The 19,512-nt window shown below is 67.7% G+C and carries 19 protein-coding genes and 1 tRNA gene; 15 read left to right on the top strand and 5 right to left on the bottom strand.

What is annotated here, in order from left to right; all coding sequences use genetic code 11:
- The first annotated feature begins 15 nt into the window (after positions 1-15).
- The 3 genes from mftB (at position 16) to mftD (ending at position 2,831) form a co-directional block, all read left to right on the top strand.
- Positions 16-294, top strand: a complete 279-nt coding sequence (gene mftB / locus BN1193_RS14150; RefSeq protein ID WP_040167478.1) for a mycofactocin biosynthesis chaperone MftB — start codon at positions 16-18, stop codon at positions 292-294.
- Positions 291-1,523, top strand: coding sequence for a mycofactocin radical SAM maturase (gene mftC, locus BN1193_RS14145; RefSeq protein WP_040167477.1), 1,233 nt, complete (start codon positions 291-293; stop codon positions 1,521-1,523). Before mftB ends, mftC begins: the two co-directional genes overlap by 4 nt.
- Positions 1,524-1,607: 84 nt before the next feature.
- Positions 1,608-2,831 carry a pre-mycofactocin synthase MftD gene (mftD, locus tag BN1193_RS14140; protein ID WP_040167474.1) on the top strand — a complete coding sequence of 408 codons (1,224 nt, stop codon included), beginning with the start codon at positions 1,608-1,610 and terminating at the stop codon, positions 2,829-2,831.
- Positions 2,832-2,838: 7 nt separating this feature from the next.
- Here the strand turns inward: mftD and mftG are convergent, their stop codons facing one another.
- On the bottom strand, positions 2,839-4,332 hold the full coding sequence (gene mftG / locus BN1193_RS14135) for a mycofactocin dehydrogenase MftG (RefSeq protein ID WP_230206511.1): 1,494 nt from the start codon (positions 4,330-4,332) through the stop codon (positions 2,839-2,841).
- A gap of 91 nt (positions 4,333-4,423) precedes the next feature.
- Here mftG and mftE point away from each other — a divergent pair, with 91 nt between their 5' ends.
- The 9 genes from mftE (at position 4,424) to BN1193_RS14090 (ending at position 14,286) form a co-directional block, all read left to right on the top strand.
- Entirely contained in the window at positions 4,424-5,137 is a 714-nt protein-coding gene (mftE, locus tag BN1193_RS14130; RefSeq protein WP_040167469.1) for a mycofactocin biosynthesis peptidyl-dipeptidase MftE, read from the top strand.
- On the top strand, positions 5,134-6,546 hold the full coding sequence (gene mftF, locus BN1193_RS14125) for a mycofactocin biosynthesis glycosyltransferase MftF (RefSeq protein WP_040167468.1): 1,413 nt from the start codon (positions 5,134-5,136) through the stop codon (positions 6,544-6,546). Before mftE ends, mftF begins: the two co-directional genes overlap by 4 nt.
- Before the next feature lie 94 nt (positions 6,547-6,640).
- Positions 6,641-7,597, top strand: a complete 957-nt coding sequence (locus BN1193_RS14120) for a phosphotransferase family protein (protein ID WP_195907876.1) — start codon at positions 6,641-6,643, stop codon at positions 7,595-7,597.
- A 393-nt stretch (positions 7,598-7,990) separates the two neighbouring features.
- On the top strand, positions 7,991-9,067 hold the full coding sequence (locus BN1193_RS14115; protein ID WP_040167466.1) for an extracellular solute-binding protein: 1,077 nt from the start codon (positions 7,991-7,993) through the stop codon (positions 9,065-9,067).
- A gap of 81 nt (positions 9,068-9,148) precedes the next feature.
- Positions 9,149-10,177, top strand: a complete 1,029-nt coding sequence (locus BN1193_RS14110; RefSeq protein WP_040167465.1) for an ABC transporter ATP-binding protein — start codon at positions 9,149-9,151, stop codon at positions 10,175-10,177.
- Positions 10,174-11,970, top strand: coding sequence for an ABC transporter permease (locus BN1193_RS14105; RefSeq protein ID WP_326845055.1), 1,797 nt, complete (start codon positions 10,174-10,176; stop codon positions 11,968-11,970). The genes BN1193_RS14110 and BN1193_RS14105 overlap by 4 nt, the downstream gene beginning before the upstream one ends.
- A 14-nt stretch (positions 11,971-11,984) precedes the next feature.
- Positions 11,985-12,884 carry a glycerophosphodiester phosphodiesterase family protein gene (locus BN1193_RS14100; RefSeq protein ID WP_040167462.1) on the top strand — a complete coding sequence of 300 codons (900 nt, stop codon included), beginning with the start codon at positions 11,985-11,987 and terminating at the stop codon, positions 12,882-12,884.
- Positions 12,885-12,925: 41 nt separating this feature from the next.
- Positions 12,926-13,969 carry a LacI family DNA-binding transcriptional regulator gene (locus BN1193_RS14095; protein WP_094770544.1) on the top strand — a complete coding sequence of 348 codons (1,044 nt, stop codon included), beginning with the start codon at positions 12,926-12,928 and terminating at the stop codon, positions 13,967-13,969.
- Positions 13,915-14,286, top strand: coding sequence for a substrate-binding domain-containing protein (locus BN1193_RS14090; protein ID WP_195907901.1), 372 nt, complete (start codon positions 13,915-13,917; stop codon positions 14,284-14,286). The genes BN1193_RS14095 and BN1193_RS14090 overlap by 55 nt, the downstream gene beginning before the upstream one ends.
- Positions 14,287-14,356: 70 nt before the next feature.
- Here BN1193_RS14090 and BN1193_RS14085 read toward each other — a convergent pair.
- Positions 14,357-14,430 (bottom strand) — tRNA-Gly (locus tag BN1193_RS14085).
- Between the two features lie 179 nt (positions 14,431-14,609).
- A complete protein-coding gene (locus BN1193_RS14080; RefSeq protein ID WP_040167458.1) occupies positions 14,610-14,792 on the bottom strand; it encodes a hypothetical protein in 183 nt (60 codons plus the stop codon).
- Positions 14,793-14,891: 99 nt separating this feature from the next.
- Between BN1193_RS14080 and BN1193_RS14075 the strand changes: the two genes are divergently transcribed.
- On the top strand, positions 14,892-15,587 hold the full coding sequence (locus BN1193_RS14075) for a DUF1361 domain-containing protein (RefSeq protein WP_040167457.1): 696 nt from the start codon (positions 14,892-14,894) through the stop codon (positions 15,585-15,587).
- On the opposite strand, the gene BN1193_RS14070 is transcribed toward BN1193_RS14075, so the two are convergent.
- On the bottom strand, positions 15,574-16,479 hold the full coding sequence (locus BN1193_RS14070) for an aminoglycoside phosphotransferase family protein (RefSeq protein ID WP_040167455.1): 906 nt from the start codon (positions 16,477-16,479) through the stop codon (positions 15,574-15,576). The genes BN1193_RS14075 and BN1193_RS14070 overlap by 14 nt on opposite strands.
- Positions 16,480-16,542: 63 nt before the next feature.
- Here BN1193_RS14070 and dcd point away from each other — a divergent pair, with 63 nt between their 5' ends.
- Positions 16,543-17,148: a dCTP deaminase gene (dcd, locus tag BN1193_RS14065; RefSeq protein ID WP_040167454.1), complete on the top strand. Its 606-nt coding sequence runs from the start codon at positions 16,543-16,545 to the stop codon at positions 17,146-17,148.
- Between the two features lies 1 nt (position 17,149).
- Here dcd and BN1193_RS14060 read toward each other — a convergent pair whose 3' ends face one another.
- Entirely contained in the window at positions 17,150-18,088 is a 939-nt protein-coding gene (locus tag BN1193_RS14060) for a LysR family transcriptional regulator (protein ID WP_094770543.1), read from the bottom strand.
- A 78-nt stretch (positions 18,089-18,166) separates the two neighbouring features.
- On the opposite strand from BN1193_RS14060, the gene BN1193_RS14055 reads away from it, so the two are divergent.
- Complete coding sequence (locus BN1193_RS14055; protein WP_195907875.1) at positions 18,167-19,510, top strand: MFS transporter; 1,344 nt, start codon at positions 18,167-18,169, stop codon at positions 19,508-19,510.
- The last annotated feature ends 2 nt before the right edge of the window (positions 19,511-19,512 follow it).

Here is a 19,512-nt window from a genome sequence, read left to right as displayed (position 1 = left end):
CACAGGGTTGTCAACATGCTCGATCAGACCTGGGTCCTGTCGCCCTCGGTGGCCTTGCGGCCGGAGCCGTTCGGGGCGCTGGCGTATCACTTCGGCAACCGCAAACTGACGTTCCTGAAACGCCCCGAGCTCGTCGCGGTCGTCCGCGGTCTTGACGGCTCGACGGACATCCGCGGGGCGCTCGTCGCGGCGGGTGTCGCCGAAGCGCAGTGGCCCGCGTACGTCGCGGCGTTGCGCGGACTCGGCGCCGCCGACATGATCCGCCCGCAACCGGCCGAGGAGGTTGCCGCATGACTCTGATCCAGCCCGCGCCGGCGCGCCCGCAGGGCGGCACGTTGGTCGAGCAGTTCGAGTTCGGCCTCGACGCGCCGATCTGCCTGACGTGGGAGCTGACCTACGCGTGCAACCTCGAGTGCGCGCACTGCCTGTCCAGCTCGGGACGTCGCGACCCGCGCGAGCTCACGACGCAGCAATGCGAGGCCGTGATCGACGAGCTGCAGCGCATGCAGGTCTTCTACGTGAACATCGGCGGCGGTGAGCCGACGATCCGCCCGGATTTCTGGCATCTGCTGCAGTATGCGGTCGACCACCAGGTCGGTGTGAAGTTCTCCACGAACGGCTCGCGCCTGACGCCGGAGAAGGCGCGGCTGCTGGCGTCGACGGACTACGTCGATGTGCAGATCTCCCTCGACGGCGCGACCGCCGAGGTCAATGACTACGTCCGTGGCCCGGGTTCGTTCGACACGGCGATCCGGGCACTGCAGAACCTGCAGGACGCGGGCTTTCGGGACGCGAAGATCTCGGTCGTCTGCACGCGCCAGAACATCGGCCAACTGGATGAGTTCAAGGCGCTCGCCGACGCGTACGGCGCGACGCTGCGCTTGACCCGCCTGCGTCCGTCCGGTCGTGGTGCGGACGTGTGGGACGAGCTGCACCCGCTGCCGGAGCAGCAACGTGAACTGTACGACTGGCTGATGGCGAACGGCGAGAACGTGCTGACGGGTGACTCGTTCTTCCACCTCGCCGCCTTCGGTGACTCCCTGCCGGGACTGAATCTCTGTGGCGCAGGCCGCGTCGTGTGCCTCATCGACCCGGTCGGCGACGTCTACGCGTGTCCGTTCGCGATCCACGACGAGTTCCTCGCCGGCAACCTGCTCGACGAGGGCGGGTTCCAGCGGGTCTGGCAGGACTCGGAGCTGTTCCGCAAGCTTCGCAACCCGACCGCGGGCGGCGCATGTTCGTCGTGCTCGTTCTTCGACACCTGCCGCGGCGGCTGCATGGCGGCGAAGTTCTTCACCGGCATCCCGATGGACGGACCCGACCCGGAATGCGTGCAGGGCTACGGCGCCACGGCCCTGGCCGAGGCTCGTTCCGTGCCGACGGCGAGCAAGGACCACTCCAAGCGCAATCCCACCCGCAACCGACCCGTGATGCTGACGCTGCGGCGTCGGGAGGACATCACCGCGCCTCCGGTCTCGGCGTGCGCGGTCAACCCTCTCGCCGGCTTCGCGCCGACCGCATGATCGGCTGATCGGCCCCGCCGATCAGCGGGTTACCCGGCACAGCGCCCGACATTCGGTCGCCCGACCCGAAATGAGACACCGCACATGAAGCTCAATCCCTGGAAGCAGAATCCCTGGTTCGAGTCCGTCGCCGTCGCGCAGGCTCGCGCCAAGAAGCGGCTCCCGCAGCCGGTCTACGGCGCCCTCCTCGCGGGCTCCGAACGAGGGCAGACCATCGCCGACAATGAGGCGGCCTTCCGTGAACTCGGATTCGCGCCCGTGGTCGCCGGGCATCAGGCCGAGCGATCCATGGCGACGCGTGTGATGGGACAGGACATCTCACTTCCGGTGATCATCTCACCGACCGGTGTGCAGGCGGTTGATCCCGAAGGAGAGGTCGGAGTCGCACGCGCCGCCGCGTCTCGGGGCACCCTCATGGGGCTGTCGAACTTCGCGTCGAAGTCGGTCGAAGACGTCGTGGCCGCGGCACCGAACACTTTGTTCCAGATGTACTGGACCGGTGATCGCGATGTGATGATCCAGCGCATGCTTCGTGCTCACGCCGCGGGCGTCGTGGGCCTCATCGCGACCCTCGACTGGTCATTCAGCATGGGGCGCGATTGGGGGAGCCCGGAGATCCCGGAAAAGGTGGATCTCGCGGCGGCGATCAAGCTCGCGCCTGCGGTGATCACGAAGCCGAGTTGGCTGTGGCGCTTCGTGAAGTCCGGCCATATCCCCGACCTCACCGCGCCGAACCTCGCCGCTGCCGGGGAGAAGACGGGGCCGACGTTCTTCGGCGCCTACTACGAGTGGATGACCACGACCCCGCCGACCTGGGAGGATGTGGCCTGGATGCGCGAGCAATGGCAGCAGATCAGCGGCACGCCGTTCATGTTGAAGGGTGTGTGCCGTGTTGATGACGCACGCCGTTCGGTCGACGCCGGGGTCGACGCGATCTCGGTCTCCAACCACGGTGGGAACAATCTCGACGGCACCCCCGCGACGATTCGCGTGCTGAACCCGATCGCGAACGCGGTCGGCGATCAGATCGACGTGCTCATGGACGGCGGCGTGCGCCGTGGGTCCGATGTGGTCAAGGCCGTCGCGCTGGGAGCAAAAGCCGTGATGATCGGCCGTGCCTACCTCTGGGGTATGGCTGCGAACGGTGAGATCGGGGTCGGCAACGTTCTCGACATCATGCGTTCGGGCATCGACTCGGCGCTGCTCGGACTGGGTCTCAGCTCGATCCACGAGCTGTCTCCGGACTCGATTCTGGTCCCTGACGACTTCATCCGCGCGCTCGGCGTTCCGGCTGGGCAGACGGTCTGACGCAGGTTCAATCGTGCGCGCGCAGAACCCGCGCGACGTGCTCCCCGATCAGCACGGCCGTCGCGAACGGACCGCGCGTGGGTACCGTCGGCAGGATCGACGTGTCGGCCACGCTCAGGCCACGAGTGCCGAGAACCCGTCCGTCGCCGTCGACCACGGTGCCCATCGGGGCGGAGCCGGAGAGATGGATCGCGGTGCCCAGATGCCCGCGAATCCATGCGTCGAGCTGCGTGTCATCGGTGAGCGTGGGCGTATCGAGATCGGTGAAGCCCTGAAACATCGCCGCGAACGCGGCGCTGGTCAGCAGCGCCGCGGCGGTGCGCACGCCGATGCGCAGCCGCGCGCGATCGTCCTCATGGGCGAGATATCCGTAGTCGATGTCCGGCGGGGAGGTCGGGTCGGACGATGTGAGGCGGATCGCGCCGCGAGAACGGGGAGCCTGCAACGAGACGATGAGCGGGAGTTCCTGCGTCCCGGCTGCGGCCGGTTCGTCCCCGAGCAGCTCCGAGAGCGGACGTGTGACGAGGACGATCTCAAGATCCGTGTCGACGGCATCGCCCGCATCCGCGGCGAAATCGAGGGTCGCGGGGAAAGGCGAACCCACTTCTTGGCTGAGGTCGGTCGCCGCGCGCCAGGTGAGGGTGACGTCGGGGTGGTCGCTGAAGGCGGTTCCGACCGGAAGATCGGCGACAACGGCGATGCCGAGAGGCTCAAGCTGCGCACGGGGCCCGATGCCGGACGCCAGCAGAACGCGTGCCGAACCGATGCCACCGGCGCACAGGACGACGTCGTCGGCGGGGATGACCCCGTCGGAGGTTTCCACGCCCGTGGTCCGGATGCCATCGAAGAGCACACGGTGAACGACTGTTTCGCTCACGATCGTCAGGCCGGCGGGCCCGCAGTCACCCGAATACGCGGTGGCGGTGCTGACGCGCACCCCGTCCACGACCGTCGACGGCACGGTTCCTACCCCCGCGACGCCGGGCGCGTTCTTGTCCGGCTCAACGGGGAACCCGAGTTCGACGGCGCCGTGGATGAACGCGTGAACGAGCGGCGTGTCGGTTCTCGCACGACGAACGCGGATCGGCCCGTCGCAGCCGTGCACGGCTGTGGCGCCGGTATCGAGGTCGGTCTCGATCGCGCGCATCAACGGCAGCATGTTCTCGTATCGCCACGCGTCGCCCCCGATCTCTGCCCACGCATCGAATTCGGCGGGGCAGGCGCGCACGAACGCGCCGCCGTTGATGGCGCTCGAACCGCCGAGCACCCGTCCGCGGGCAACGAGCCAGGGGCGCTCTGGCGTGAGGTGTGCCGGGTACGCCCAGTTCTGCGGGTGATCCGGAGCGGCAGCACGGATCGAGGTGCCGTCGTCGAGCTCGGGCGGCAGGTCTCGGGCCGGCCCTGCTTCGACGAGTGTGACCGTGATCTCGGGATCTTCCGCGAGTCGAACGGCGAGGGGGACGCCGGCGGCTCCGCCTCCCACGACGACGATCCGCCTCATATCGCCCCCGTCCGTCATATTCTGCATCGAGTGCCACTAGTATCGGCGCAAGATCCCCTGCTGTCCACGTGCGGGTGCGAAGGAGCACACCATGTCCGGTGACGATGAGCTCGCCACCCGCACCTGGCCCGAGATCGAGGCGGCGACGGTCTTCGTCCCGCTCGGCTCGACGGAGCAGCACGGTCCCCACCTGTCTCTCGGGACCGACACCGCCATCGCCGTTGCCGTCGCGCGCGGTCTCGTCGCCGTTCACGGCGGTCTCGTCGCGCCGGAGATCGCGTACGGATCCAGCGGTGAGCACGAGGACTTCCCGGGCACCGTTTCGATCGGTGCGGAAGCGTTGGAGTTGCTGATCACGGAATTCGGGCGTTCCGCGATGCGGTGGGCCGCCCGCGTGGTGTTCGTCAACGGCCATGGTGGGAACGTCGGTGCGCTCGCGGCGGCGGTCACACGGTTGCGGCGTGAAGGACGGGACGTCGCCTGGCTGCCGTGCGGGACCGCCGCACCGGATCCGGCCGACACGCACGCCGGGCGGATCGAGACCTCGGTCATGGCCCACCTGCGCCCCGGCGATGTCCGGCCGGACCGGATGGCTGCGGGCGAGACTCGGCCGCTCGACGAACTGCTGGGGGTGCTTCGCGTTGCGGGAATGCGCGCCGTTGCTCCGACCGGCGTTCTCGGCGATCCGCGGGGCGCGACGGCGGCTTCGGGTGAAGTGATCCTCGCCGAGATGATCGCCACTGCGCGCGCTCGCCTCGAAGGCACCGTCGATCGGTACGGCTGCTTGCAGAAGGTATTGACGTGACCAGCGGAAAGCGACTTCCGGACGGGTTCGTCGTCCGCGTGCGCGGCGACGTCCGGATGGTGCGTGCGGGGCTGCTGATCGGTGGATCGCCCACCCGAGTCGTGCGTCTCAAGCCGGCCGCGCGTGCGCTTCTGGTCGACGGCATCGTCACCGTCGTGGACAGCGCGAGTGCCGTTCTCGCCGATCACCTCCTCGAAGCGGGACTCGCCGATCCCGTTCTCGATTCGCTCGCGCCGATCGAACTCGGTCGGCTCAGTGTCGTCATTCCCGTGCGAGACCGTCCGCGCCAGCTCGCGCGCCTGCTGGGCAGTCTTCCCGACGGGCTCGCTGCGGTCATCGTCGTCGATGATGCTTCGCGGGATCCGGCCGCGACCGCCGCGGTTGCCGCGAGCGCGGGGGCCGAGTTCGTCGCGCTTTCGCGCAACGTCGGGCCCGCCGGTGCCCGCAACGCCGGCGCGAAGCGCTGCGGGACGCCGTTCATCGCGTTCGTGGACTCGGATGTGGTGGTGCTACCCGGTGCCCTGCAGACCCTGTTGGCGCATTTCGCGGATCCTTCGCTCGCGCTCGCGGCACCCCAGGTGCGCGGCATCGAGAGCGAGCAGGACAACTGGATCGTTCGGTACGAGAACGCGCGGTCGTCTCTCGACCTCGGCGATCGTCCGGCGCTGGTGCGTCCACGCAACCGTGTCTCCTGGGTGTCCAGCACGTGCGTCGTCGCACGCGCGGAGGCCTTGGCGGACGGCTTCGATGACGCGATGCAGGTCGGGGAGGACGTCGACCTCGTGTGGCGGTTGGTGGAGGCAGGGTGGCGGGTTCGATACGAGCCGACGGCCGCCGTGCAGCACGAGCATCGGTCCACACTGTGCGCGTGGTTGTCGCGGAAGTTCTTCTACGGCACCGGGGCCTCCGACCTGGGGCGGCGTCATCCGGATGCCATCGCACCTGCGATCCTGCCGCCGTGGGCGGTGGCGGTGCTCACCGCGCTCGTGCTGCAGCGCCGTTGGTCACTGCCCGTCGCGCTCGTGCTGTGCATCATCGCGACGATCCGCGTCGCCGCACGCCTGCGGCCGATGCACGGCCTGCCGCGCGAAGCAGGGCGGCTGGTCGGACGGGGCATCCTGGCGGCGGTCGGACAGGGCGTCGCTCTGGTGCTCCGGCATTGGTGGCCGGTGACGATGGTGGCGCTGCCGTTCTCGAGCCGCGCGCGTCGCGTGGTCGTCGTCGCCGTCGCGCTGGACACGATCTGGGAACTGCGCCGCCTCCACGTGCGTCTGGATCCGCTGCGCTTCATGGTCGCGCGGCGACTGGATGATGCCGCCTACGGCGCCGGCGTGTGGTGGAGCGCGATCCGCGATCGCCGCATCCGCGCACTGCTGCCGTTGATCACGTGGCGAACCGGGCATCGCTGACGCCGGGAAAGGCGTCGACCGTCGGCCTGACCGGGCAGGAGGAGTAATGGACAGCAGAACGAAGAACCGTCCGGCGTCGCATGTGATTCGTCGGATGTTGGAGGACGCATACGGCACGGACTCCGTGTGCACCACGCCGGACGCCGTCCAGGAGCTCGAACGCGGTTGGTTCAACGCCGTCTATGCGGCACGCCTTCGCGACGGTCGCGAGGTGGTCCTGAAGATCGCTCCCCTGCGCCGGACGCCGGTTCTGACGTACGAACTCAACGCGATGCAGAACGAGACCACGGTGCTCGGTCTGCTGGCTGACAGAGCGGGACTTCCGGTCCCGCGCCTGCACCACGTGGACACGACGATGTCACTCGTGGATGCGCCGTGGTTCACGATGTCCCGCATTCCCGGACGCAACCTCGGTGAGGTCATGGACGAGAAGACCCTGACACCGGTGGACGAAGCCGCCCGGATTCGTGAGCTCGGCGTGCTGAACCGACGGCTCAATGACATCCGAGGGCCCGGCTTCGGCCATGTCGGCGGTGTGCTTCACGAAACGTGGCGGGGCGCCTTCAGCCTCCTGATCGCCGATCTCCTCGGCGATGCCGTCCGTGCCGGCGTCGACCTCGGGGTCGAGCCCGGGCGCATCACCGCCGTGGTGGACGCCCACGGCGCCGCGCTCGATGTCATTCGCACCCCCCGCTTCGTCGCGTGGGATCTGTGGCCGGGCAATGCGCTCGCCGAGGAGGGGCGGATCACCGGGCTCGTCGATCACGAACGCGCGCTGTGGGGTGACCCTCTGATGGAAGCCGCGTTCATGAACAACGAGGTGCCGATCTTCCCCTGCGCGGAAGAGTTCGCGGCAGGGTACGGCGCCCTCCCGAACGATGGGACAGCACCGGTTCGGCGCCGCCTCTACTCGCTTCACCTGCTCCTGATCATGACCATCGAACCCGCGTTCCGCGGGCCGCAGGACCCGGGCCAGGCGCTGTGGAGCCGGGGCCTTCTCGCGGGCGTTCTCGCGTCGCTGGAAGAGGGCGCTCCGCCGCTCGCCCCCTGATGTTCCGCCGCCGCGAATTGCGCTCGCCAACCGGCTGCGCCCGCAACGGCTGCGCCCGCCCGGTCTCGCGCCTCAACGAGGTCTCCCTCACCCTGACGCGGCGCTGGTCCGCGCACTCCACCGGCTCGGCAGAGGGCCGGCGGTCGCGCGGAGCGAGCCGGGAATCGGTCGCATGACGGGCCCTTCCTTCCATTCTCCGTTGCATTGCTGTACGCGCGTTCACCGACAACTCTTGCGGTTCCGGCGAGGTGTATCCGCAGGAGAGTAGCTATCCAACGGTGTTTACGTGGAAGGAACCGGTCGTTCATCCACGCTTGACACGGGGTTGATGAACGCGCGATCATTTCCGTGCATCCTTGGTGTCAACGGCGTCAATCACGGAGAGAGATCACAATGAAGAAGTACGCACGCGCGCTCGGCGCGGTCCTCGCAGCATCCGCACTCGCGCTGACCGCTTGCTCGGCCGGCGGAAGCTCGGACGGCTCCACGGCGGGGTCGGGTTCCGGCGGATCGGGCGACCCGCTCGTCGTCTACTCGAACTCGGTGTCCGATGGCCGCGGGGAATGGCTGACCGATGCGGCGAAGAAGGCCGGCTTCGAGATCCAGTTCGTCGACCTCGGGGGAGCGGACGTGATGAACCGCCTCATCGCCGAGAAGGCCAACCCGGTCGCCGACGTCGTGTTCGGCCTCAACCAGGTGTACTACGAGAAGCTCGACGCCCAGGGCGTTCTGGCTGACTCGAAGCCCAGCTGGGCTGACAAGGTCGACGCCGAGCAGTTCGGCAACGGCAAGACCTACTGGCCGATCGTGCGTGAGCCCGTGATGCTCGTCTACAACCCGGAGGCGCTGTCGGGTGCCGAGGTCCCGACCGACTGGCCGGACCTCTGGACGAAGAAGGGGCTCTCCGGTCGGTACGAGACACCGGCTGAGCTCGGCGGTGCCACGACGCAGATGGTCCTGAGCGGAATCCTCACCCGTTACGCCGACGAGAAGGGCGATCTCGGCATCTCGGATGAGGGATGGAACGCCGTGAAGCAGTACTTCAAGAACGGCAACCGCGCGGTGGAGGGCGAGGACCTCTACGCCCGTATCGCGGCCGGCGAGGTTGACGCGGGCCAGATGTGGCTCGCGGGCAAGGCGATGCGCGACGAGCAGTACGGCCTGAAGACCGAAGCGGTGCACCCGAAGATCGGGGTGCCGATGGTCGCGCAGTCGGTCGCCGTCGTGAAGGGGACCAAGCACGAGGAATCCGCACAGAAGTTCCTGGACTGGTTCGGCGGCGCCGAGTCGCAGGCCGCCTGGTCGAAGCAGTTCTTCACCGCACCGATGAACGAGGACGCGATCGCCGATGCGAACGCGGACGCGGTGAAGCAGACCGACTCGTTCGAGACGCAGGAGGTCGACTGGGCCTTCGTGGCGACGAACATCGACGCGTGGGTCGAGAAGGTCACGCTCGAGTACCTCGGCTGATCTCTCGCCCGGGGTGGGGCTCGTCCGCAAGCGAGCCCCACCCCGAACTCGTCCCGCCCGTCGCATCGGCCAGGAGGCCTCATGATCACTTTCGACAACATCACGGTCGCCTTCGGTGACTTCACCGCGCTCCCGGACTTCGATCTCACGATCGAGGAGGGTGAGTTCTTCACGCTTCTCGGACCATCCGGGTGCGGGAAGACCACGGCGCTGCGGACCCTCGCCGGGTTCGTCCAGCCCGCGGCCGGGAAGATCCGCGTCGCCGGGAAGGATGTCACGCGGCTCACCCCGGACAAGCGGGAGATCGGCATGGTGTTCCAGAACTACGCTCTGTTCCCCTCCATGACCGTGCGGGAGAACATCGCGTTCGGGCTGGCGGTCAAGCACCGTCCGAAGGCTGAGGTGGCGGAGCGCGTGGCCGCGATCGCCGCGGATGTGCGTCTGACCGAGGAGCAGCTGGGCAAGTCCGTCGCCGCGCTGTCGGGTGGTCAGCAGCAGCGCGTCGCGATCGCACGCGCCCTCGTCACGAAGCCGAAGATCCTCCTCCTGGACGAGCCGCTGTCGAACCTGGACGCGAAGCTGCGTCATCAGCTGCGCGGGCAGCTCAAGGACCTGCAGTCGCAGTTCGGCATCACCACGGTCTACGTGACGCACGACCAGGAAGAGGCCCTCACGATGTCGGACCGCATCGCGGTCATCAACCAGGGACGGATCGAGCAGGTCGGTCCGCCGGAGGACATCTACGACCGTTCGGCGTCGGAGTTCGTCTGCACGTTCATCGGTGACGTCAACCGGCTGGACCCGGCCGTGGTCGACACGCTGCGAACCTCGGGGGCCGCCGGTGCGGCGCAGTTGAAGGATGCGGCCTACGTCCGCGTCGAGAAGCCGCACGTCGCCGCCGCCGGTGAGGCTGTGGCCGGTGTGCCGTTCTCGGCGCGTGTGGTGTCCCGGTCGTTCCACGGCCTGTACACGTCGTACCGCACGATGATCGGCGACACCGAAGTGAAGGTCATCGGGGACGCACGCTCGACGCGCATGTTCGAGCCCGGCGATGAGGTCACGGTCGGAATCGACCCGACCGACGTGCTCAGCTACGGGGCGTCATCGTGACCACCGAGGCGACACCGACCGCGAGCACGCGGGCCATCGCTGCGCAGAAGGCGCCGTCGCAGAAGTGGCTGTGGCAGCGCTCGATCCGTGACATGCTGCGATCCCCGCTCGTGATCATCGTGCTCGTGGTGACGGCCTGGTTCATCGTCACATTCCTCATCGTTCCGAACATCACCCTGCTCGGGCAGATCTTCTTCCCGGACGGTTCTCCCTCCGGCCGGGCGTTCGAGAAACTGCTCTCCAGCGAACGTGCGATGAGGTCGCTGCTGAACAGCTTCATCCTCGCGGTGTCGCTGTCCGTGACCGTCAACGTCGTCGGAATCTTCATCGTCCTCGTCACGCGCTACTTCGCCATTCGCGGGTCGAAGCTGCTGTGGGTGGGATACGCGACCGCCCTCATCTACGGCGGCGTCATCGCGGTCTCCGGCTACAAGTTCATGTTCGGCTCGAACGGCTTCGTCACCAAGCTCCTGATCCCGATCTTCCCCGACATCGATCCGCACTGGTTCCAGGGTCCGCTCGCCGTGATCATCGTGATGACCTTCGCCGGCACGGGCCAGCACATGCTGTTCCTGTCCGCGGCGCTCGCAAAGGTCGACTACACCACGATCGAAGCGGCGAAGATGATGGGCGCCTCGGCCTGGACGATCCTGCGCCGCATCGTGCTGCCGACGATCAAGCCCATGATCTTCGCGATCACGATCCTGACCTTCCTCGGCGGGCTGAGCGCGTTCGCCGCTCCCCAGGTCTTGGGTGGCACGGGTTTCCAGACGATCTCGCCGATGATCCTCACGTTCGCGCAGGCGCCGTCCTCCCGCGACCTGGCCGCCGTGCTCGCGCTCGCGCTCGGTCTGTCCACCCTCATCCTGCTGTTCGTGCTGAACCGCATGCAGAAGGGGGGAACCTACTTCTCGGTGTCCAAGGTCCCGAGCGTGATGGAGAAGCAGAAGATCACCTCGCCGGTGGGGAACGTCATCGTGCATGCCATCGCGTACCTGCTGTTCGCGATCTACGTCATCCCGCCGCTGCTGATCGTGGTGTTCTCCTTCACGGACGCCGCGACGATCTCCAGTGGTGATCTCCGTCCGGAGAGCTTCACGCTGGCGAACTACGTCAAGGTGTTCACCGACCCGGCGGCACTCAAGCCCCTGCTCGTGTCGGTCTGCTACGGCGCGATCTGCTCTCTCGTCGTGGTCATCGGGGTGCTGTTCATCGCGCGCATCGTGCAGCGGTACGAGAACCCGGTGACCGCGTTCTTCGAGTACCTGCTGCACATCCCGTGGGTGCTGCCGGCGACGCTGCTCGCACTCGGCCTCATCGTGACGTTCTCCGTGCCGCAGGCGCTCGTCGGCGGCACCGTGCTCACCGGAACCGTCATCCTCCTCGGCATCGCGTTCGTGTCGGCGACGATCCCGTTCACACTGCGTCTGCTGAAGGCCGCCTTCATCGGCGTGCCGGACAGCATGGAGGAAGCGGCCACCATCCTCGGAGCCAGCTCGTTCTACACGTTCCGTCGTGTGCTGCTGCCACTGGTGCTGCCGACCGCCGCGGCGATCACCGCGTTGAACTTCAACAGCCTGCTCACCGACTACGACAGCGCCGTGTTCTTGGCGCATCCGCTGTACCAGCCGCTGGGAATCGTCATTCAGAACGCCACCAAGGGTGAGGGCACTCTCGGTGACGCGACCGCACTCTCGTTCGTCTACACCGTCATCGTGATGATCCTTGCCGGGACCGCGATGTGGGCCGTGTACGGACGTTCCACCCGCGACCGCGCGTCCGCGCGGCGCTGAATCGAAGGAGATCGATGTTCGGTCAGAGCCGATACGCCGCCCAGAACGCACGGATCAACCGTCTCGCCGCCGAGCGGGGGGTGCTGATCGCCGCGCATCGCGGGACGGCGACGGGAACGATCATGGAGAACACGCTGCCCGCGGTGCAGGCGGCGGTTCGCTCCGGCGCGACGATCGTGGAGATCGACGTCATCGCGTCCACGGACGGCGACCACTTCCTCTTCCACGACGGCCTCGAGCCGCAGCGGTTCGGAACGCACCAGAACATCAACTCGATGTCGACGACGCAGATCCGTGAGCTGACGTACGTCGAGATGAACTCCACGGCGTCGGCCCCGCGAGTGGAGGAGCTCGCGCCCGTGCTGGAGCGATTCCGCGGCGAGGACGTCCTGTTCAACGTCGACCGATCCTGGTGGTACTGGGACTCGCTGCTGCCCCGGCTGGACGAGTTCGAGATGGCCGACCAGCTCGTGCTGAAGAGCAACGTCGACGACGCCTCGCTGGAACGTCTCCGCCGGCATCCGGTGAAGTACCCGTTCATCCCGATGGTCCACTCGCTCGCGCAGATCGAGAAGGTGTTCGGCGACGAGGAGATCAACCTCGTCGGGGTGGAGCTGATCGCCGCGGATCGCTCTCACGAGTTCCTTGCGCCCGGCGCGATCGACGAGCTCCGCGCTCGTGGCCTCGCCTGCCTCCTGAACGCGATCAACCTCAACAACCGCGTGCCGCTGTTCGCCGGATTCGACGACGAGACGTCGGTCCTCGGTGACCCGGATGCCGGGTGGGGCGAGCTCCTGCGGCTCGGCGCGGACCTGATTCAGACGGACTGGACGTCGCTGCTCGGCGACTACCTCGTGGCGGCTGGGGTGTCTCGAGAGTTCGACGCGCTGACGCCGGTCCGTTCGCGGTCCTGAACTCGCTGTCGCGTCGCAGGTCTGGCGATAATGTGGGCGTCATGACCTCGGGGCCCGCGGGCGACTCTGCTGCATCTGCTCCCGCGACCATGGAAGCGGTCGCGCAGGCGGCGAAGGTCTCGCGGGCGACCGTCTCCCGTGTGCTCAGCGGGAGCACGAACGTGTCGGCCGCGGTGCGACGGTCCGTCCTGGATGCCGTCGATCGCTTGGGGTACGTTCCGAACGTCATGGCGCAGTCGCTCGCGTCGCGTTCCTCGGACATGCTCGGACTGCTGCTGCGCGACCCCCGCGTCCCTGCATATGCCCTGCTTCACAGCGTGATCCAGCGGGAGGTCTCCCGCTCACGACTGCATATGATCTCCGCCGTTCCGGACACCGAGGAGGGCGAGACGCACGAGCGTGCAGCGCTCGATCGGCTGATCGGGTTGCGGGTGGCCGGACTGATCATCTCGACCGGCCTGCTCTCGAGCGAACTCATCGCGCCACTGACGTCGCGGTTGCCCGTCGTCGTGGTGGGCCGTCCGGAGCAGCATCCCGACATCTACTCGATCTCGTATGACGAGGAGGACAACGCGCGGCTGATGGCGTCCGCGGTGGCCAACTACGGCCATCGTCGGGTGGCGGTGCTGTCGCCGATCTGGGGGACGGAGACGATCCGGGCTCGTCTGTGCATCGACCTTCTGCGGGCGCGGGGTGTGGAGGTGGTGGAACTCACGGCGAACCTGTTCAACACGCCGGATGAGCACTGCGAGACGGTGATCGCGATGGCGCGGCGGGGCGAGATCACCGCCGCGATGTTCCCGTCCGACCACCGCCTCATCCGCTTCCTCACGGAAGCGAAGCGTGCCGGGCTGCGTGTCCCCGAGGACCTCTCAGTCACCGGGTGGGACGGGGGGTACGACGACGACGGCCTGCTCGGGTTGACGACGGTGCGGATCCCGATCGAAGCGGCGGCCGGCCGTGCGGCGACACGGAGACGATCGGGGCTCGTCTGTGCATCGCCCTTCTGCGGGGGCGGGGTGGGGGGGTGGTGGAACTCACGGCGACCCTGTTCAACACGCGGGATGAGCACTGCGAGACGGTGATCGCGCTGGCGCGGGGGGGCGAGATCACCGCCGCGATGTTCCCGTCCGACCACCGCCTCATCCGCTTCCTCACGGAAGCGAAGCGTGCCGGGCTGCGTGTCCCCGAGGACCTCTCAGTCACCGGGTGGGACGGGGTGTACGACGACGACGGCCTGCTCGGGTTGACGACGGTGCGGATCCCGATCGAAGCGGCGGCCGTCCGTGCGATGACGGTGATGCGTTCGATGCTCGCGACACCCGGAGAAGTCGCTGTCCGACACGAACGCCTGCGCGGCTCTTTCGTACCGGGGTCCACCCTCGCCCCCGTCACCCGGTGAGCATGTCTCAGCAACCGTGAGAAAGTCTCAACAACGTTGAGAACTGACAATTGGTTTGCGGATGAAGTCGTGGAGGGGCTGACGGGAATCGAACCCGCGCTGTCTGCTTGGGAAGCAGAAGTTCTACCATTGAACTACAGCCCCGGAACCTCTCGACGGTCCGGGCCTGGGGCCGGAACAGCACGAGTTGTACATGGGTGCGGCGCCCGAATCCGCGCGCCGAGAACCAGCATACCCGTCGTCGGCGTCGCGACAGCAAGCCGCACCGGCACCGGGACCGCGCGCACCGACACCCGGTGCCACCGGAGCGGCGCGGGTGAGGGTCAGTCTTCGGCTTCGCCGTTCTCCGCCGCGAGGCGGTCGGCGTCGGAGCTCTCGACGAGATCCTCGTTGGCGTCGGGATCGAGTTCTCGCTTGCCGTTGACGTCAACGGAGGCGAGGTCCTCTCGCTCCCGCTCAGCGGCGTCGAAGATTCCCGGGATGACGAAGTCGTCGCGATCGGACATGAGCGTCCCCTCTCTGTCACGCACGACACTAGGCCAGCGCGGTGCGGCAGGGAAGGGGTGTCGGGGTAGAGTCGGCTCTTCGGGGCGCGAAGGGGACGCATGATCGGAATCGTCGTGTTCGCCGCCGCCACACTCGCGCTGAACGTCTACGCGCTCGTGCTCGTCCTGACGCGTTCCTGGTTGTACCGCGTGCCGGTGTATCGGCCGATGGTGTGGAACATCGCGCTGTCGCTGATGCCCACGATCGTCCTCGTCGCAGCGGTCGCGTTGTTGGAACTCGCCGTCGACGCGGGCAGCCGGGCGCTGCTCGGGGTTGTGCTGGCTGTCGGCGGCGTGATCTGGCTCCTCCTGCTGCCGAACGCGGCCTACCTCATCACCGAACTGAACTTCTCTCACCGGCGCGAGGACAGCCCGGTCCCCGCCTGGTACGACATCGTGCAGACCCTGACGCTCGCCCTGTCCGGCGTCGCGAACACGCTGCTGAACGTCACGCTCGCGCAGCTCCTGGTCGTCAGCCTCATCTTCCCGAACGTCACGCACCCGTTCACCCGGCCGGCGTCCTGGATCGTGGTGGCCGGCATCCTCGTGCTCGTCACGCTGGGCATGTATCTCGGTCGCTACCTCCGCGTGAACAGTTGGGACATCCGGCACCCGATCGGGTTCCTCGGCAAGCTCGTGGACCACTTCCGCGTCCGTGCCAACCGCCTCGAGGCGTTCGGGTTCTGCCTCACGCACTCGATCCTGCTGGCGCTGCTGGACGCCCTCACCGGCGTCCCGCTGCTCATCCAGCTGTAGCGGACTCGCGACGGAGGCGGGCGAGCGCGTGCTCTCCGACCGCCCGCAGATCCGGACGGTCGTCGGACTCGACCGCGAGGATCGCGCCCAGGTGCACGGCCCAGCCACGGGCCCGTCGCCAGAGAGCCGCCACGTCCAAGCCGTGCGCGGCGAGAGCGTCGTATCGCGAGCGGAACCGGGCATGGGCGTTCTCGTCGAAAGTCAGCCACGCGGTCGCCAGGTCACTCGCCGGGTCCCCGACCGTCACATCGCCCCAGTCGATCACGGCCGCCAGTCGCCGGCCGTCGGCGAGGAGGTTGAACGGGTGCGGATCACCGTGACCCCACAACCCCGGGCGCCTGCTGAGGTCCACGGCCACGGCATCGTCGAAGACGTCGGCCAGCAGGGCGGGCTCCGGAAGGCGCGGCAGCCGCTCGCGGAACGCGGCCGCGCGTGAGGTCAGTGCGCCACCGCGCACGGGGTTTCGCGGTGCGTCCGCCGGCGCCGGGCGGTGCAGGGCGGCGAAGAACTCCGCGAGCGGTTCTGCCAGCGGGCGGCGATCGTGCACCGACACCATCCCGACGGGCATCCCGGGCGTCCAAGTGAGAACGGACCACGGCCACGGGTACTCCCCAGAGGGAGCACCGACGCGCACCGGGACCGGGACGGTGGCCGGCAGAACCCGCTGCAGCTCCGGCAACCAGCGCTGTTCGTTCTGCAGGAGGTCGACGGCCACCGCGCGCCGCGGCAGGCGGACGAGGAGGTCCGTTCCGAGGCGCAGCATGACGTTGTCCCACCCCTCCGCGAACGGGACGAGATCGCGGCGGATGAGGAGGTCCGGATGCTGCGCGGCGAGCAGATCACGCACGAGCGGCACCGTCACGTCGACCTCGGCTCGCGGTGCGTGCGCCATGCTTCTTCCTCCTCGGTCTTCGATTCTGGCAGGCGGACGCGCGGCACCCTCTAGGCTGGTGCCGTGCTGCTCTCGGATCGCGACATCAAAGCCGAACTCGCCCGCGGACGGATCGCCCTGGATCCGTTCGATCCCGCCATGGTGCAGCCCTCCAGCGTGGACGTGCGCCTGGACCGGTATTTCCGGCTGTTCGACAACCACAAGTACCCCTTCATCGACCCGAGTGAGGACCAGCCCGATCTCACGCACCTCATCGAGGTCGCGCCGGACGAGCCGTTCATCCTGCACCCGGGGGAGTTCGTCCTCGGCTCCACGTACGAGCAGGTCACGCTGCCGGACGACGTCGCCGCACGCCTGGAGGGCAAGTCGTCCCTCGGCCGGCTCGGCCTGCTGACGCACTCCACCGCGGGCTTCATCGACCCCGGCTTCACCGGTCACGTGACGCTGGAGCTGTCCAACGTCGCGACCCTGCCGATCAAGCTCTGGCCGGGCATGAAGATCGGACAGGTCTGCTACTTCCGGCTCTCGTCCGCCACGGAGAACCCGTACGGCTCGGGCCCCTACGGCAACCGGTACCAGGGCCAGCGCGGTCCGACCGCGTCCCGCTCGTACGAGAACTTCCACCGCACTGACGTCTCCGCCACGGACGCCGGTTCCCTCGGCGGCTGACTCAGAGCTTCTGCGCCTGCACGAAGGACTGGCAGAGCTGGCGGATCCACTGGTTCTCGATCAGGCCGTCGACCTCGGTCCGCCACAGTGCGGAGATCGTGAACCGCGGCATCTGAATCGGCACCGGTGAGAGCTGCAGATCGAGCATCGCCGCGATTCGCGTCGCCACGTGCTCCGGGATCGTGGCGATGACGGGAAGGTCCAGCAGGATCGCTCCCAACCCGCTGAAGTGGCTGATCGTGCACAGCGTGTTGCGGCGCTGACCCATCGCGGCGAGCACGTCGTCCACCCATCCCCGTTGCAGGTCGTACGACACCCGGACATGGCGGGTCTCGATGTACTCACGTTCGGTCACCGGCGTGGACAGCGACAGCAGGCGCGGATTGTGGACGCACCGGTAGTCGCCCGAGAAGAGCGGTTCCGAGCGGACCCCCGTGGGCAGGTGCTCCGGGGTCGTCGTGAGAACCACGTCGATCAACGGGTCCTCGAGCGTCTCGCGCCACAACGTACTATTCGTCTGGTGAATGGCGAAGTTCACGTTCCAGTTATGGGCGAGTTTCTGCTGCGCGACCCAGGGGCCGAAGCGCACCTCGATGTCGTCGGACATCGCCAGGTGGAAGGTGCGTGAACTCTGCCACGGCTCGAACTCGACGTCCTCGAGGATCACCGCCGCGATCGCACTGAGGCTCGGTCCGAGGCTCACTGACAGGGAAAGCGCCTTGGGCGTCGGGGTCATGCCGGACCGTGTGCGCTCGAAGAGCGGGTCGTCGAAGAGGCGCCGCAACCGCCCGAGCGCTGCGCTGACCGCGCTCTGGGAGAGATTGAGCTTGTAGCCCGCGCGCGTCACGCTGCCCTCCTGCATCAGCGTCTGGAAGACGACGAGGAGGTTGAGGTCGACCTGGTGCAAAGAAATACCGTTAATACCGCCCATGATAAACATCGGTTTGACTGTTGTCGATGCGCGCCGCCACAGTGACAGGAGAGTTCCGACGCGTCTGTGACCAAGGGAGATCACGCAATGGACAACACCCGCACGCCGGCCAGCCCCACGCAAGCCGAGCCCGCGCCCGTGACCGCTACGACCGCCCTGAGCAGGTCCGATCGCACGCGGCGCATGGTGGCCGTCGGCATCGGCAACTTCATGGAGTGGTTCGACTTCGCCATCTACGGCTATTTCGCCGCCATCATCGGCGCGCAGTTCTTCCCGTCCGGCGATCCGACCGCCGAGATGCTCTCCTCGCTCGCCGTGTTCGCGGTCGGGTTCATCTCGCGGCCGTTCGGTGCCCTCATCCTCGGCCCGCTGGGCGACCGTCTCGGACGCCGCGCAGTCCTGATCATCACCGTGCTCGGCATGGGCATCATCACGACCCTGATCGGCCTCACGCCGTCGTACGCCACCATCGGCATCGCAGCACCGGTCATCATCGTGATCCTGCGTCTGCTGCAGGGAGCCTTCGCCGGAAGTGAGTGGACCAGCGCGGCCGCGTACATCGGTGAGAGCGCCCCGCGCCAGCACCGCGCACTGTACGCCAGTGTCGTCACCGGCACCGCCGGCCTGGCATTCCTCATCGGCACCGTCACCGCGGCGATCCTCACCGCGTCGATGCCCGAGGACGCGCTGAACTCGTGGGGCTGGCGTGTGCCGTTCCTCGCCTCGATCCTGATGGCGATCGTCGCCACCTACATCCGTCGCAAGCTCGTCGACACCCCGGTGTTCGAAGAGGTCGAGCGCAAGCGCGCGTCGAACACGCTCGAGAAGGCACCGCGCGGCGTCGTCGCGAAGGCGTTCGTCATGACCCTCGCGTTCTCCGGCATCTTCGGCGTCGGGCTGTACTACCTGATCACGTACATGAACAACTTCCTGTCCGGCCCGGTCGGGATGCCCCGCCTGGAGGCGCTGACGGTCTGCGGCATCGTGATGGCGATCTACGTCTGCTTCAACCCGCTCGTCGGCGCCCTCGTGGACAAGCTCGGTCGTCGCCCGCTGCTCTACACCGGACTGATCGGACTCATCGTGTGGCCGGTGCCCGCGTTCCTGCTGATGAGCACGGGCAACGCCTGGCTCGTCGCGGTCGCACTGATCCCGTTCGCGTTCTTCGTCGCCTGCACGGCGGTGGTCAACAACGTGCTCCTGGTGGAGGTCTTCCCGGCCTCGGTCCGCGCCACGGGCTCCGCCATCGGCTACAACGTCGCGTACGCCGCCCTCGCCGGCCCGGGTCCGCTCATCGCCGCGGCTCTGGTCGCCGGGACCGGCCTGCTCATCTCGCCCGCCTTCTACGTCATCGCCGTCGCCATCCTCGCGCTGGCCATTCTGGTGCCGACGTTGAAGGAGACCAAGGGCATCGACATCTCCCAGGGCTGAGC

The sequence above is a fragment of the Microbacterium gorillae genome (assembly GCF_000826185.2).
In the GTDB taxonomy this organism is placed as follows: domain Bacteria; phylum Actinomycetota; class Actinomycetes; order Actinomycetales; family Microbacteriaceae; genus Microbacterium; species Microbacterium gorillae.
Note: the sequence above shows the minus strand (reverse complement) of the source record. Positions and strands in the feature narration are given on the sequence as shown.